Annotated in this window: 16 protein-coding genes; 5 read left to right on the top strand and 11 right to left on the bottom strand. The window is 39.0% G+C overall.

The window, feature by feature from the left end; genetic code table 11:
• Positions 1-30: 30 nt before the first annotated feature.
• The 5 genes from MTF66_RS08250 to ilvN all read left to right on the top strand — a co-directional run bounded on the left by MTF66_RS08250 (position 31) and on the right by ilvN (position 5,968).
• Complete coding sequence (locus MTF66_RS08250; RefSeq protein WP_054201620.1) at positions 31-426, top strand: DUF3192 domain-containing protein; 396 nt, start codon at positions 31-33, stop codon at positions 424-426.
• Complete coding sequence (locus MTF66_RS08255; RefSeq protein WP_248527016.1) at positions 426-2,108, top strand: hypothetical protein; 1,683 nt, start codon at positions 426-428, stop codon at positions 2,106-2,108. The genes MTF66_RS08250 and MTF66_RS08255 overlap by 1 nt, the downstream gene beginning before the upstream one ends.
• Before the next feature lie 179 nt (positions 2,109-2,287).
• A complete protein-coding gene (locus MTF66_RS08260) occupies positions 2,288-3,295 on the top strand; it encodes an isocitrate dehydrogenase (RefSeq protein ID WP_008112567.1) in 1,008 nt (335 codons plus the stop codon).
• A 448-nt stretch (positions 3,296-3,743) separates the two neighbouring features.
• The gene (locus MTF66_RS08265; RefSeq protein WP_054201622.1) at positions 3,744-5,468 is read left to right on the top strand and encodes an acetolactate synthase 3 large subunit; all 1,725 of its coding nucleotides are present in this window, start codon (positions 3,744-3,746) and stop codon (positions 5,466-5,468) included.
• Positions 5,468-5,968 carry an acetolactate synthase small subunit gene (gene ilvN, locus MTF66_RS08270; RefSeq protein WP_008112561.1) on the top strand — a complete coding sequence of 167 codons (501 nt, stop codon included), beginning with the start codon at positions 5,468-5,470 and terminating at the stop codon, positions 5,966-5,968. Before MTF66_RS08265 ends, ilvN begins: the two co-directional genes overlap by 1 nt.
• Before the next feature lie 65 nt (positions 5,969-6,033).
• On the opposite strand, the gene MTF66_RS08275 is transcribed toward ilvN, so the two are convergent.
• The 11 genes from MTF66_RS08275 to MTF66_RS08325 form a co-directional block, all read right to left on the bottom strand.
• Complete coding sequence (locus tag MTF66_RS08275; protein ID WP_008112559.1) at positions 6,034-6,309, bottom strand: HU family DNA-binding protein; 276 nt, start codon at positions 6,307-6,309, stop codon at positions 6,034-6,036.
• 205 nt (positions 6,310-6,514) lie between these two features.
• Complete coding sequence (locus MTF66_RS08280; RefSeq protein WP_010388902.1) at positions 6,515-7,057, bottom strand: DUF3833 domain-containing protein; 543 nt, start codon at positions 7,055-7,057, stop codon at positions 6,515-6,517.
• Between the two features lies 1 nt (position 7,058).
• Positions 7,059-7,547, bottom strand: a complete 489-nt coding sequence (locus MTF66_RS08285) for a chalcone isomerase family protein (protein ID WP_248527017.1) — start codon at positions 7,545-7,547, stop codon at positions 7,059-7,061.
• Positions 7,548-7,570: 23 nt separating this feature from the next.
• Positions 7,571-8,071 carry a DUF2878 domain-containing protein gene (locus MTF66_RS08290; protein ID WP_248527183.1) on the bottom strand — a complete coding sequence of 167 codons (501 nt, stop codon included), beginning with the start codon at positions 8,069-8,071 and terminating at the stop codon, positions 7,571-7,573.
• Positions 8,049-9,311 (bottom strand): cyclopropane-fatty-acyl-phospholipid synthase family protein, encoded by a 1,263-nt coding sequence (locus MTF66_RS08295; RefSeq protein WP_248527018.1) that lies wholly within the window; start codon positions 9,309-9,311, stop codon positions 8,049-8,051. The genes MTF66_RS08290 and MTF66_RS08295 overlap by 23 nt, the downstream gene beginning before the upstream one ends.
• A 49-nt stretch (positions 9,312-9,360) precedes the next feature.
• On the bottom strand, positions 9,361-10,098 hold the full coding sequence (locus MTF66_RS08300) for a DUF1365 domain-containing protein (protein ID WP_248527019.1): 738 nt from the start codon (positions 10,096-10,098) through the stop codon (positions 9,361-9,363).
• A complete protein-coding gene (locus MTF66_RS08305; RefSeq protein ID WP_248527020.1) occupies positions 10,091-11,344 on the bottom strand; it encodes an NAD(P)/FAD-dependent oxidoreductase in 1,254 nt (417 codons plus the stop codon). Before MTF66_RS08305 ends, MTF66_RS08300 begins: the two co-directional genes overlap by 8 nt.
• The gene (locus MTF66_RS08310; protein ID WP_248527021.1) at positions 11,341-12,051 is read right to left on the bottom strand and encodes an SDR family NAD(P)-dependent oxidoreductase; all 711 of its coding nucleotides are present in this window, start codon (positions 12,049-12,051) and stop codon (positions 11,341-11,343) included. Before MTF66_RS08310 ends, MTF66_RS08305 begins: the two co-directional genes overlap by 4 nt.
• Positions 12,052-12,053: 2 nt before the next feature.
• Positions 12,054-12,482 carry a nuclear transport factor 2 family protein gene (locus tag MTF66_RS08315; protein ID WP_248527022.1) on the bottom strand — a complete coding sequence of 143 codons (429 nt, stop codon included), beginning with the start codon at positions 12,480-12,482 and terminating at the stop codon, positions 12,054-12,056.
• 1 nt (position 12,483) lies between these two features.
• Positions 12,484-13,878, bottom strand: a complete 1,395-nt coding sequence (phrB, locus tag MTF66_RS08320; protein ID WP_248527023.1) for a deoxyribodipyrimidine photo-lyase — start codon at positions 13,876-13,878, stop codon at positions 12,484-12,486.
• Positions 13,878-14,831 (bottom strand): DUF523 and DUF1722 domain-containing protein, encoded by a 954-nt coding sequence (locus MTF66_RS08325; protein ID WP_010388912.1) that lies wholly within the window; start codon positions 14,829-14,831, stop codon positions 13,878-13,880. Before MTF66_RS08325 ends, phrB begins: the two co-directional genes overlap by 1 nt.
• Between the last annotated feature and the right edge of the window lie 5 nt (positions 14,832-14,836).

The following is a 14,836-nucleotide window of genomic DNA, read 5'->3' on the forward strand; positions in this document are numbered from 1 at the left end:
TAGCGATAGCTATTTTGGTCTGGGTTGGCAATGTTTAAAAAGTTTTTTAGGTATTTAATATTAGGATTAGGTTTATACGCTCTAATAGCTACGTCAGTTATTATGTTCTATAAAGACGATCCACAAGCTATGATTTGGCAAGACAGAGAAGCATTTAATAAACGCTATATCGAAAAATTGCGTTTAGAAGATACCTTTACGCTAAATGATGTGCTTGAATATTTAGGTAGCCCAGATTTAACCTATGCTAAGCGTGATGGCGAGCAAGTATGGCAGGTGGTTTTTTATCGTACCCAACACAAAACCTCAGACGGTATCACCACCATGGATGAATGTACTGGGTTATTATTTAAAAATGGCCAACTAATAATGTGGGGCCCAAGTGCTTATGAAAAATATCTTGAGCATAATGATGGGAAGATTTAATGGAAGCTCCACTGTCGGGTAAACTAAAAAAGCTATTCGAAAGCACGCAACTGCTTTTAAGCTCCCATAACAATAAAAGTCAGTGGCATACTTTCTACCCTCTTGTGTGTAAGCTTTCAGAGCAATACGCTGCATTATACAAACAAAACCCAGCGGCCTTGCAAGCTCAGTTAAATTTATATAAAACACATTATAGTTACGCAACCAATTTAGTGGTTAACCAATGTGTATTAACCTGTGCTTTGTGTCGTAGTCAAAACTACGACAACGATTTAACCGAGCTTTATATTAGTGCCTCATTAGTTGAACACCTTTGTGTTGCCAAACAATTAAATAAGTTAGCTCAACAGCAAACGTTTAACGAAGCCGATAAAAAAATGTGGCAGTTACGCCATAAACTTGCAGCCAAAGTATTATTAACGGCTAAACAACCCGCGCACCAAATTGCTCATATTTTGGCAAAATTAGGCAAATACAAACACGCATTATTAGATACACCTAAAATTATGCTTTATGACGGTGCCAGTGTGTTGGTTTCTTTAGCTAATATATTAGCACTTAACGTTACTTGTAATGAAAAACAACAGCACATAAATTTTTATAAAGCGGCCGCTGATTTATATATAAGAACTCCCAATTCATTTGCACAAACGTTATTAAAAGCGCTAGTTGCACACGTTGGACAATACGTACCTGGCAGCCAAGTCGTGTATGCCGACCAAGCTATGGTTTATTTAGCCACGGATACGCAAGGTCGACATATTATAGTTAATAACGCCAATACTAAAATGGCATGGTATCGTATTAAAGCGTCCTTAATGGATGACTCAAAAGCATGGGAATGCAATGATAACCGCTTATCTTTAAAAGTATGGGACAGTGAATATCTTAATATCCCGAATAGTGAACTCTCTGCACAAACGCCCTTGTACCAATTAGTTAAACAAATAAAAACGCAAAAAGAATACAGCTTTAAAGCTTTGAACACCTTACTTACCCCCTACCCTGACGTTATAAAGTCAGTATGCTTAGCAGTAAAGCACTACAACAAAGAGCTATTACCCGCTAAAGATTTAAGACATAGTTTATCTATGGTAGGTTACGATAAAGCACCGGCTATTATTCAAGGGGTGGTGTTTCAACAATTAGTAAATAGTATAGCTCATCCTTTACATGCCTTTTTATGCACCCGTATTAGTTGTTTAGTTAATATTTTAGAGCTATTAGTAAAGCATAATCCCCGCGTTCAAGGTGAGCGTATTAGTTTAAGCTTATATGCTTACTTATATTATGTGTTGATACATTACAGCGCAGATGTTTCTAGAAAAATCACTATTGATCAAACACCGAATAAATCTCTCGATACACCTTTTAGTACATTTTTTGGTGTAAACAACGTAGATGCCTCTCATTTAAACAGTGAGCTTAACGAATTACTTAGTGGCGACCCATGGGCGTCGGCTTTATTAAATGCAGAGCAATTGCCTAAAAAGCAGCTTGATGATGCTGGTCAATTATGGGCGGCATTAAAGGTAGTGGCACAACGCATACTTAAACCTAACCAGCCATTAACAGCATGGCAACAGCAAATATTAAATCAACAACTTAGTCGCCATGGTTGGCAAAGTGAAGTCGATTTTAATCAATCGCTGCTGCGCTTAGGGCTACACAATAGTATTTAGCTGACTTATTACCACTATAACTCAAGGTTATACCCTGTATTCATACTATAAACTGGCAAAATGAGAGATAAATTGGTATAAATGCCGGCTCAAATTTAGTACCCCTGTCATATAAGTAGTCTAAACTCTGTTGAGTATTTTTATTTATGTGTGTATCCAAATCTTTAAAGGAAAAGTTCATGGCCAAACAAACCATAACAGTGATCAAAGGCGACGGCATCGGCCCAAGCATTATCGACTCAGCACTTGAAATACTAAAAGCCGCAGGATGCGATTTTGATTATGAATTTGTTGACGCTGGCCTAGCTGCGCTTGAAAAAACAGGCGAATTGCTTCCACAAGAAACAATTGACACAATTGCTAAGAATAAAATCACCTTAAAAGGCCCATTAACCACGCCTGTAGGCGAAGGTTTTACATCTATCAACGTAACACTTCGTAAGCAATTTGGTTTATACGCTAACGTACGTCCAGTTAAATCGTTTGCCGGTACTAAAGCCCGTTACGACGATATTGATATCATCACTATTCGTGAAAACACACAAGGTATGTATTCAGGTGCAGGCCAAGTTGTATCTGAAGATGGTACTGAAGCTGAAGCAAAATCAGTGATCACTCGCGAAGGCGCAGAAAAAATTGTAACGTTCGCATACGAACTTGCTGTGCGCGAAGGTCGTAAAAAAGTAACTGCTGTACATAAAGCAAATATTTTAAAATCAACCTCTGGTTTATTCTTAAAAGTGGCGCGTGAAGTAGCTGAGCGTTACCCAGAAATTGAATCAACTGAAATGATTGTTGATGCAACATGTATGAAGCTTGTAATGACCCCTGAAGAGTTTGACGTGATCGTTACAACGAACTTATTTGGCGATATTTTATCTGACTTATGTGCTGGCTTAGTAGGCGGTTTAGGCATGGCACCTGGTGCAAACATTGGTGAAGATGCTGCTATTTTTGAAGCTGTTCACGGTAGCGCACCTGATATTGCTGGTAAAAACCTTGCAAACCCTACGTCAGTGATTTTAGCCTCTATTCAAATGCTAGAGCATTTAAACATGGGCGATACAGCTGAGCGTATTCGTAGTGCTGTTGCTGATGTAATTAAATCAGGCGACCGTACTACCCGCGATTTAGGCGGCAGCCACGGCACTACTGATTTCACACAATCAGTAATTGACCGTCTGTAACTAGTACTGTTAAATTAAAAAGCCAGCATTTGCTGGCTTTTTTTATGCCAGAAACACAGCATTTAAATTTTCTCTCTGACCATCCCCAACCCTAAGTGAACACGCAAAACTGCATAATTTCTGCTTATAAAGTGAAAATAACTCATATCAAATAGATTATTAGATTAAAAAACATTTAAAAATGAATTTTTAATCCAAAAATCAGTTTAATGGGTTGACATGTGCGTTCAAAAGCCTTAAAAATAACCACATACAAAAATTGTTATTTAAACAGCATTTTATTTTAAAGAGCAAAACATCATGAATACACAATTTCGCCTTTTAGTCTTACTCGTACTGGTCTTAGTGATAAGCCCAGCGGGGATGTATTAAAAGGTGAAAAATGCTTTTTAAAACCCTCGCACTACGCGGGGGTTTTTTTTTGCATGTAATCAACAGAGGAATGAGGATGAGTAAACAAGAATATAATGGCTCTGAATTGGTTGTTAAGTCATTAAAAGAGCTAAAGGTAAAGTATATATTTGGTTATCCCGGCGGCTCAGTATTAGATTTATACGACGCACTTTTTCAGCAAGACGATATTGAGCACATTTTAGTACGCCATGAACAAGCGGCTACACACATGGCCGATGGTTACGCAAGAGCCACCGGTGAAGTAGGTGTTGTACTTGCTACATCAGGTCCCGGTGCAACAAACTGTGTAACAGGCATAGCAACTGCGTATATGGATTCAATTCCTATGGTGGTGTTATCAGGTCAAGTGCCCACAAGTCTTATTGGTGATGACGCGTTTCAAGAAACCGATATTGTTGGTTGCTCTCGCCCGATTGTAAAACATAGCTTTAATTGTAGAAGCGCTAGTGAAATTCCCAATATTCTTGCTAAAGCCTTTTATATTGCCAGTACCGGCCGCCCAGGGCCTGTGGTAGTAGAACTTCCTAAAGACATGCTTAACCCAGAGCTAACTTTTGCTTACAATTTTCCAGCGGCAACAGAACTCAGAACCTACAACCCTAATACCAAGGGTCACTCTAAACAAATTCGTAAGGCCGTTACTGCTATTTTAGAAGCAAAAAAACTGGTTATCTACTCTGGTGGCGGTATTGTGCTTTCAAACACCTCAGAGCAACTAACTCATTTAGTCGAGTCACTTAATGCCCCTATTACTAACACGTTAATGGGACTGGGCGGTATATCGGGCGTTCACCCTAACTTTATTGGTATGTTGGGTATGCACGGCACATTAGAAGCCAATAAAGCGATGGCCAATGCCGATGTTATTTTAGCACTTGGCGCACGATTCGATGATCGGGTTACTAATAATGTTCAAAAATTCTGTCCAAATGCCACTATTGTGCATGTAGATGTTGATCCAACCTCTATTTCTAAAACCATTAAATCACATATTCCTGTTGTTGGCTGTTTGGCAACGGTACTGGAGCAATTACAAACTGCCATAGATAACAGTTCAATTAAAATTGATCGCAGTGCACAAGAAGATTGGTGGCGACAAGTGATCAGCTGGCGTGAACAAAAATGCCTTAGTTACAACAGCGATGGTGACAAAATAAAGCCTCAGGCAGTTATCGAGGCAATATATGAAGCGACCAACGGAGATGCTTATGTCAGCTCTGATGTTGGCCAACATCAAATGTTTGCCGCGCAGTACTATCCATTTAAACACCCTCGTCAGTGGATCAACTCAGGCGGCCTAGGCACTATGGGCTTTGGTTTACCTGCGGCTATGGGGGTCAAGCTGGCTTTTCCTGATAAAGAGTCTTTATGTGTGACTGGAGACGGCTCTATTCAAATGAACATTCAAGAGCTATCAACCTGTTTACAGTATAACTTAGCAGTAAAGGTGATCTCCTTAAATAACCGTTCATTAGGTATGGTAAGACAATGGCAAGACATGATTTATGGCGGTAGGCATTCTTCATCGTATATGGAATCTTTGCCTGATTTTGTAAAGCTTGTTGAAAGCTATGGCCATGTTGGGATCAGAGTAAACACCCTTGATGAATTACAACCCGCGATAGACAAAGCCATGTCGATAACCGACAGATTGGTATTTTTAGATATTTTAGTAGACGAAAAAGAACATGTTTACCCAATGCAAATTAAGCACGGTGGTATAGACGAAATGTGGTTAAGAAAAGGAGTGAAGGCATAATGCGTCGTATATTATCTATATTATTAGAAAATGAACCTGGTGCGTTATCACGTATAGTGGGGCTTTTTTCTCAACGAGCATACAATATTGATAGCTTAACAGTGGGTACTACAGATGATGAGTCTCTTTCTCGTATTACGGTAACCACTAAAGGTGATGACAGAATTGTTGAACAAATAACAAAGCAAGTAAACAAGCTGGTCGATGTACTCAAAGTTATTGATTTAACCGACATGAGTCACATAGAACGCGAATTGCTGTTAGTAAAAGTATTTGCCAAAGACGAAGCGACTCGTGCGGCAGTAACTCGTGTTGTTGATGTATTTCAAGGGGCTATTTTAGATATGGGTCGTCAAAGTTACAGCCTACAATTGGTAAGTAGCACCGATAAAATAGAGTCGTTCTTAGATACTTTACGCCATGAAACCGACATAATTGAAGTGGTGCGCTCAGGCGCAGTCGGCATTGGCCGAGGAGATAAAGCGCTTAAAGCTAAATAAGCGTTAAATTTACAACAAAAAAAAAGGGCTAAATAGCCCTTTTATTATATTTTATAAACCTATAATTATAGATTTACTTGGTCTTTAAGACCTTTACCTGGTTTAAAGCTTGGGATAGTCGCTGCTGAAATTTGGATTTCTGCACCCGTTTGTGGGTTACGACCCGTGCGTGCAGCACGTTCTTTAACTGAAAAAGTACCAAAACCAACTAATGCAACAGAGTTGCCTTCTTTTAATGAAGAAGTTACAGCGCCTGTGAATGCGTCAAGTGCACGTGTAGCGGCTGCTTTAGAGATTTCTGCGTCAGTAGAGATTTTTTCAACTAGTTGAGCTTTGTTCATTATTAGATTCCTATTCGTTATTATTTTGCCTTCGCAAATCCTATCTTTATGCATTTTCGAAGAGTTAGCAACAGCAAATTACGTTTTTTATCTAAAATACTAAGAAATTAGTAAAAATAGTAAAATTCACTGTAAAATACAGCGAGTTGAGTTAACAAAAGCTTAATTTAAGCACACTATTAGTGCAACTTTGCACCTTAATGACTCACTCTACCTTTTCTATTACTAAGGTTACTTCCCCAACCTCAACACCAAACTTAACAATAGACGTGCGGTTTATCAAGCGTGTATTTGTTACTAGGTACATCCAATCATCAAAATTAACTTCTAAAGTGCTGCCATCGTAAGGGATCTCTACATTATAATTCCAATGAAACACACTGCCGTCACTTTCTCCTGTAGCTATCCCTAAAACATCAGAGGCTGTTCCTGTTAATGTGTTATCGTCGTTTAAGGTAATTTTCCAAATGCGTTTTTGTGTTTCTCCATCATCGTAAACAAAGTCTTCTTCAATAGTGCCCTTATTGCCATCCCATGTAGCGTTTAAGTCAACAACAAGCTTTCGGGTTAATTCACCTTTAAAGTCTTGTACAACGCCATAGGCTTTCAAATCACCACTAAAGAAAGTCTTAAAATCGAAATTTGGTTCTGAACCCTTGTAATGTTCAACACTTGGGGCTGAACAACTGGCAATAAAAAAGCTAACGGCCAATACCATGGCAACTTTAACGCGTTTTAGATTAATCATATTAAATCCCTAATAGTTGATTTCTAATTGATGGTTCTGAGGTGTTTTCACTTAACCAAATAGCTAAAAAATCCTCAGCAAATGCGGCATCATCAATGCGACCTATTTGGTTATCGTTATGGAAAAAAGTACTGTGTCCTTGCTGATCAGTCAGCAAGGTTAACGATTCACCTTTTTTAATATTTGGCCATATCGAGAGTAATTTATCAGCATAGCGCTCTGAAAGTTGAGGTTTACCTAAGTGCTGCCACTGCTCATTAGTCGCTTTTACAATGTCTTTAGCGTCAAAATCGCGCAAATAAGTTAAGGTAAATTTAACAGGCGTTTGTTTTGCGGTGTAACTACCAGAAGGTGTATAAAGCGTTGCATCATAAACATCCCAAAACAGGTATTCCATGCGTGCTTCACCCACCTTGTTAAACTGAGTATCGGCATTAGCTACAGGGCTAAATAAAGCATAAACAATAAGTAAATTTAAAAGCGTTTTCATCGTTATCTCCAAACTGTATTGTGTTATTGCTTAACAAACTCGCCTATTTTACCGTTTAAAAATAAAATAAACGTAAATGTTGCAGCCCATAAAGCACCGTAAAGTGGCCAAAACTGCCACAGTGGCATCCCTAACTCTAATACCTCAAATCGTGAGCCGGCCCAATAACTGCCAGGGGCAAATAATAAACACACAGCAAATGCTTGCCATGGTTTAAGATTTGTCAGAAACGACATAGAGGTATTGATACACAGCAACAATGCGACCCATAAAAACACCAACCAAAATGGCAGAGGATCGACTTTAAATTCGAATAACCCTAACTGAACCGCAATAAACTCACACAACAGTGCTATTGGCAGGGCTTTTAAAACCAGCAAAGCATCTTGTTTTTTTTGTGCTGATAAATAAAACATCAAAGCGATGACTACAGCAGAGTATACAATTGCATGCTGTTCAAGTAGCAGGCACATAAACCACACTACTTGAAACAGCGCAAAATTAATAAGCGAGTGCAATCTCATCATTACTACTCGTAAAGCGGGGTTTGCGTGCCATTAAATGCACTGTACTGGTTGCTCGGGTTCTAAATGCGCCCTCGCAATAGGCAAGGTAAAAAAGCCATAAGCGATAGAAACGATCATCAAACTTATCGCTATCAAGCTTTGGCCAGCTGGCAATAAAACGCTCTCGCCAATCAGCAAGAGTGCGGGCATAGTGAGCACCAATGTCGTTTATGGTGTGAATATTCATGTCGGTGTTATTTTTAATTTGTTCACTCATTTCGTTAAGCGAAGGCAAACACCCACCGGGGAAAATATACTGTTGTATAAAGTCTGAATTTTTTAAATAGTGTTGATAACGCTGGTCGCTAATCGTAATTGCTTGAATAAGCATAGCACCGTTGTCTTTCAATAACTCACCGCACTTAGTAAAGAAGCTGGGTAAGTATTCATGCCCAACGGCTTCGATCATCTCAATTGAGACTAACTTATCGTATTTGCCAGTCAATAAGCGATAATCTTGCTTGAGCAAGGTTATTTTACTTTCAAGTCCAAGCTGGTTAACTTTGTTAGCAACATAATCGTGCTGTTCGTCAGAGATGGTTGTAGTTGTGACATGGCAGTCATAATGAGTAGCGGCATAAATAGCAAACGCCCCCCACCCGGTACCAATTTCAATAACAGTGTCGCCTTGTTGTAGCTCAACTTGTTCGCATATACGTTGTAGCTTGTACTGCTGTGCTTGTTCTAAGCTAGCATCTTTACTTGGGTATACTGCACTCGAATAAAGCATTTCTTTACTTAAAAAAGACTCGTATAAATCATTTCCTAAGTCATAGTGAGCGACAATATTCTTTTTTGAACCCGCATGTGAGTTCTTGTTTTTTATGTGATTTATACGGTGAGCGATGTTGCTAAAAAACGCGAACTTTTTTTCAAATGCATCTAGTTGATCTTGGTTAATCGCAAAAATTTCGATTAACCGAGTTAAATTATCACATTGCCATTGCCCTAAAATGTAAGACTCGCCTGCCCCCACGCTACCAGAAAGAGCGAACGCTTTATACATGGCATTGTCGTTAACGGTGACAGTAACTTTCAGCTCTGAAGACGCATCCCCAAATACAGACTGTTGGTTATTCTCAACCAACACTATCTGCCCCGTTTCAATTGACGAAAACGCTTTAAACACTAACTTTTTATATAAATTAGTAAACCAACTGGTGCGTTCCTGAACGCGTAAGCTCGATACCTTTTCCATATACTTACCTATATTATTGTTATTACTTATAAAACAACATAAATTAAATTTAAAGTTTGCCTGAATGACCTAAAAATGGGACTTTTTTAACAAACAATTTAAATGCCTGATAGTAAATACCTCTGAAAATAGACCATGTCATCGCAGGAAATCGCTTCAACAACTTGCTCATTTGTTTATTGCACAAGGGTTGGCGCTGTAACCTTAACGATGCATCAAAAAGTAGTTCTTCATCGCGCTTATTTTCTATACGTATCAGTATATTGTCTTTCTTTTGACGAACAGTCCAATGATAGTTCATATCCAAATTCATAAAGGGTGATACGGAAAATACTTTCTTAAAGTTCACTTTTTTTTGTAGTGGAACCAAGTAGTAATGTCGCTCATTCCATGGGGTATTACTCACCTCAGCCACCATGTAGCTAAATTCATTGTCTTGATGGCCAAAAAAATAAAAGTTAACTGGACTAAAATAAATCCCCAAACAGCGTAATTGCCCTAGCATGTATACATGGCTAAATTTGTCATCTACACCCAGCTGGGCTAACTGCGCATGAGCACGCTCTATGATGGGCTGATGCTGACTATCGGGTAACCCTTTTAAATAATCAGATTGCTCAAACTTCAATGCTTTAAACCCTGAAGTTCCAAGCTGCTTATGGACGCCATTAAGCGCATGAGTATTATTTAAATCAACCCACATCATATAAAGTGGGTAATTAAACGCATGGTGTTTTACAGCAAAACGGCGATGCTTTACATCGCCTAAATACACTGCATTAGTCAAACTCTACTCCAAGTTGTTTTGCAACATCGACGGCACTGCGCACACCATCCTCATGAAACCCGTTATACCAATAAGCCCCACAAAAATAAGTATTTTTTTGACCGTCAACCGTATTTTTCAGCTGTTGAGCAGCAATAGATTGTTGATTAAACACAGGATGGTGATAAGTAAACTCACGTAAAATCTTACTTTGATTAATCCCTTCTAAGTGATTTAAAGTGACACAAAATTGGGTATCAGACTCTATTCCTTGAAGTATATTCATTTGATAAGTAACAACAGCGGCTTTGTCGGTATTATTATTTAGTAAGTAATTCCAGCTCGCCCAAGCTGCTTTCCTATCTGGTAATAATGAAACATCGTTATGCAATACCACCGAGTTCTCAGTGTATGGAATAGCGCCCAACACCTTATTTTCTTGCTCGCAGGCATCACCGAGTAAAGCTAACGCTTGATCTGAATGACACGCAAAAATAACCTTATCAAACAGGGCTTGCTGGCCATCAGCAAAAGTAATGGTGGCTCCCTGCTCGTCTCTGGTTACCGATTTAATGTCAGTGTTTAACTGTATTTTATCAGCAAAACCAGCAATCAACGGTTTAATGTATTCACGAGAGCCCCCCGGAATAACGTACCATTGCGGCCTATTGGTAATGTCTAATAAACCATGGTTAAAAAAGAATTTTACAAAAAATTCTACGCCCACGTTTTCCATTTCTTTAATGCTTGTCGACCAAATAGCTGCACCCATTGGCAAAATATAGTGGTATTTAAAAAAGTCATTAAAGCGATGTTGTTGTAGCAACTCACCAAGTGATTGCTCAGTGTATTGGCCTTTTTCATACAAAGCCTTGCACAGTTTGTTAAAGCGCACAATATCGTACAAAAGACGCCAAAACTTAGGTCTCACTATGTTTCTGCGCTGAGCAAACAAACTAGTAAATGTATGCCCGTTATACTCAAAGCCAGTTGCTTCATTATGAACACTAAAGCTCATTTGGGTCGGTTTACGTTTTACACCAATACGTTCAAGCAGCTTTTCAAAGTAAGGGTATGTTCTATCGTTAAATACGATAAAACCGGTATCAACTGCGTAGTTAATACCGCTGTGATTTACATCTACCGTGGCAGTATGGCCACCAATATAATCATTCTTTTCAAATAGTGTGACATCATAATGCTTATGCAATAGGTGTCCGCAAGTTAAACCTGATACACCAGTCCCAATTATTGCTATTTTTTTCAACGGGTTAATCCTTTTGCAATTTTAAGCCAAAGCGAAAGTGGCAATATTCGCAGTGCTTTTAATATAAGTGTGAAACGATACGGAAAATGAACTTCTTTACGACGTTTGTTAACGCCTTTAATTATATAGTCAGCCGCTTTTTCAGCACTAACAGCCATAGGCATAGGAAAATCATTTTTGTCTGTAAGCGGTGTTTTTACAAAACCAGGATGGACTAGTGTTACATCAACGTCGTTTAAATCAACCGCAAGGGTTTTAGCTAAATAGCTTACGCCCGCCTTTGATGCGCCATACGCTTCTGAACGCGGTAAAGGTAAATAAGTAACACTCGAACTGACCATCACTAATTGGCCGCCTGATGTTATTTTGGGTAAAAGAGCTTCTAAGCAATACCCCATAGAAAGTAAGTTAACATTAATAACACGCTCAAAGAGGGCGCTATCAAAATTGCGTGCATCATCAACATACTCGCAATTACCGGCGTTAAGAATAACGCGGTCAAATTGCGGATAGCCGAGAGTGGCAGCTTTAATATCTTGCAAGTTGGTAGCATCAAACTGGCAGGTTTCTATGTTGTTATGTTTGGCAAGTTCAGCGAGCTTTTGCGTATTTCGTCCACACGCAATGACTGTGTCACCTTGCTCTGCATACTTTATCGCGAGTTGTTCACCTATGCCTGATGTTGCACCTGTAATAAGCGTAATCATAATTAACCAGCCCTTTTATCAATAAAATTAATAATGTTGCCCAGTAATGGAATATGCTTATACAAAAGCTCTCCAGCATTAAAGTAATCGCGGTGTTTAATAATTTTCGCACCTTCAAATACTAGTTTACTGTGCCCTTGCACTGAAATTGTATTGCCCGCGTTAAGTTTTGGGTGAGAATAATGCATTGTCCAGTATACAAATGCATTATTATCACTGGTAAATGAGTCGGTTATGTCAAATCGACAATACTTAACATTACTATATAAACCACAAAAATAACGTCTTAGATCTTCAAGACCATTAATTTCGTGCAGTGGATCTATAAAGTGAATGTTTTGACCGTAAATTTCAGTTAATAACTCTAGGTTATTTTTATCAAGCTTTTGATATATTTCTACAAATTTATCGACTGATAATTGGTTATCCATATCACACCTTAAATGCAGCTAAAGCCCTCGCTCGTGCCGCTTTATGATCAACTATTGCTGGCCAGTAACAGTGTTCACTTTGTCCCGTTGCTGCTAAGTAAGTATGTGGGAAATGAATGTGTTTATCTGGCACTTTTTCTAATTCAGGCAGATATTTACGAATAAAATCACCATTTGGATCAAAGCGTTCACTTTGGGTAATGGGGTTGAATACTCTAAAGTAAGGTTGTGCGTCACAGCCGGTACTTGCAGCCCATTGCCAACCACCATTGTTTGAGGCTAAATCGCCATCAATAAGATGCTGCATAAAAAACTGCTCGCCTTTACGCCAATCAATCAGTAGGTGCTTAGTTAAAAAACTCGCAACCACCATTCTTAAACGATTATGCATCCAGCCTGTTTGCAATAGCTGTTGCATGGCGGCATCAACAAGTGGATAGCCTGTACGGCCTTCGCACCATTGCTTAAACTCAGCGTCACTGTCACGCCAACTCACACTATCGTACTTTTCGTTAAAATTGGCACCGCGTGAAAGTTTTGGAAATTCAGCAATTAGGTGTTTGTAAAATTCACGCCAGATCAGTTCGTTAACCCAGGTAAACGTTTTACTTTTTGAGGTGGTCAGTATATCGGGGTAATGTTGTTGTATATTAACCATTAATTGTTTACTACTAACAACCCCTAGTGCTAAATAGGGGCTTAAGCCCGATGTTCCTTTTACACTGGGTATGTCTCGTACGTCATCATAGCTTGCTAATTTATCATGAATAAAGTTATCGACTACGGTTGATAGAGTATCATCATCAACGGGCCATTTTTTTGAACTTTCATCGCCACTGAGTAACTCACACGGTTCAATTTCTATCGGTTCTTCAGATAACGGCCACTGCACTAAACTAAAGTGTGTATCTTGATACTGCTTTAACCATGCGCGTTTAAACGGTGTAAATACTTTATACATTTCATTATTTTGAGTGCGCACACTACCTACAGGAGCAATGATATCGCCCTCGTATAAAGTAAATGTTATTTGCTGTTGGTCGCACTGTGCCTGAATCGCTTTGTCCCTATTAAATTCATTTAGCTCATACTCAGTGTTGGCTATTATGTGTTTAATATCGTGTTGCTGACAAAAATCGAGAAGTTTAGTTTGGCAATCGGCAAAAAAAGGGGCGTCTATTACATGCAAATTTACGCCATATTTGGCAAGCTTTTCGCGAATATAACTCACCCTGCGTTTAAGTAAGTCAATTTGAATGGCAGCAGTATTATGCTGTGCCCATTGTTTTTCGCACACAAAAAAAATGGCGTGTTTAGCACCATTATTTAGCGCTTCGATCAGCGCCTCGTTAGAAAAAAGGCGCAAATCGCGCCTAAACCAAAATAGTGTATTCATTACAAACCGTAACGTAGCTTAAGTTCATTAGGATAAGGGTTAAAGTAAATTTGCTTACTTAAATACTCATTTGGATGAACCTTTAAATGATGTTTAAGCAATGTTAGTGGTACATAAAGCGGCACCAACCCTTGGCGATACTCATCAATTGCATCTCGCATTTCTTCCTTTTCGATTTTTGATAAATCTTTTTTGAAGTAACCTTGCAAATGCATCAACGTGTTAGAATTATTTTTTCTTGAAGCAGGGCGTTTAAGCGCATTCATTAAACCTAATATGTACTCGTCGGCCAAAGCATTAACATCGTCACCAACAAACGTTCCGAGTAGATTGCCTAAATCACGATACGCTTGATAATTATGAGCCATTAACAAATATTTGTATTGAGCATGGAACTGGGTCAAACGATGCACAGTAACGGGCTCTTTCACTAACTGTTGCCAGTTATGTAATGTATAAACACGCATTACAAAGTTCTCGCGCAAATGAACGTCGTTTAAACGTCCATTTTCTTCGCAAGGTAGTAAGGGATTATGTTTCATGATTTGTTCAGCAAAGAAACCAACGCCTTCAGAGGTGTTACCGGTTCCTGCTTCATTGTAGATTTTTACCCGCTCCATGCCACAGCTTGGGCTCTTAGCACAAAAAACGAATCCGCTTAGGTGCCCTGCTTGTTCTGTAGCTATTTTTTTACCGTATTCTGTGAGCTGTGGGCCAACATCTCCCGTGCCATCCGGACGACACACTTTGATAGTATCGCCTGTTTTTACTTGACGAATGGTTGGACGAGGTATTGGTAATCCTACCGCAACCTCTGGGCAATACATTTTATATTCAACATGCTTGGCCAGCTCTTCCATACAAAAATTTGATTTTTTATGGCCACTGTCAAATCTTACCTTTTCGCCTGCCAAGCAGGCGCTAATACCTATTTTTATTGTATCTGTTTGCATAGATT

It is taken from the genome of Pseudoalteromonas sp. 2CM39R, assembly GCF_023161845.1.

Excerpts from the sequence above, each read along its gene's own strand:
- MTF66_RS08250 (WP_054201620.1), top strand. The coding sequence starts at position 31 with ATGTTTAAAAAGTTTTTTAGGTATTTAATATTAGGATTAGGTTTATAC.
- MTF66_RS08255 (WP_248527016.1), top strand. The coding sequence starts at position 426 with ATGGAAGCTCCACTGTCGGGTAAACTAAAAAAGCTATTCGAAAGCACG.
- MTF66_RS08260 (WP_008112567.1), top strand. The coding sequence starts at position 2,288 with ATGGCCAAACAAACCATAACAGTGATCAAAGGCGACGGCATCGGCCCA.
- MTF66_RS08265 (WP_054201622.1), top strand. The coding sequence starts at position 3,744 with ATGAGTAAACAAGAATATAATGGCTCTGAATTGGTTGTTAAGTCATTA.
- ilvN (WP_008112561.1), top strand. The coding sequence starts at position 5,468 with ATGCGTCGTATATTATCTATATTATTAGAAAATGAACCTGGTGCGTTA.
- MTF66_RS08275 (WP_008112559.1), bottom strand. The coding sequence starts at position 6,309 with ATGAACAAAGCTCAACTAGTTGAAAAAATCTCTACTGACGCAGAAATC.
- MTF66_RS08280 (WP_010388902.1), bottom strand. The coding sequence starts at position 7,057 with ATGATTAATCTAAAACGCGTTAAAGTTGCCATGGTATTGGCCGTTAGC.
- MTF66_RS08285 (WP_248527017.1), bottom strand. The coding sequence starts at position 7,547 with ATGAAAACGCTTTTAAATTTACTTATTGTTTATGCTTTATTTAGCCCT.
- MTF66_RS08290 (WP_248527183.1), bottom strand. The coding sequence starts at position 8,071 with ATGAGATTGCACTCGCTTATTAATTTTGCGCTGTTTCAAGTAGTGTGG.
- MTF66_RS08295 (WP_248527018.1), bottom strand. The coding sequence starts at position 9,311 with ATGGAAAAGGTATCGAGCTTACGCGTTCAGGAACGCACCAGTTGGTTT.
- MTF66_RS08310 (WP_248527021.1), bottom strand. The coding sequence starts at position 12,051 with ATGATTACGCTTATTACAGGTGCAACATCAGGCATAGGTGAACAACTC.
- MTF66_RS08315 (WP_248527022.1), bottom strand. The coding sequence starts at position 12,482 with ATGGATAACCAATTATCAGTCGATAAATTTGTAGAAATATATCAAAAG.
- phrB (WP_248527023.1), bottom strand. The coding sequence starts at position 13,878 with ATGAATACACTATTTTGGTTTAGGCGCGATTTGCGCCTTTTTTCTAAC.
- MTF66_RS08325 (WP_010388912.1), bottom strand. The coding sequence starts at position 14,831 with ATGCAAACAGATACAATAAAAATAGGTATTAGCGCCTGCTTGGCAGGC.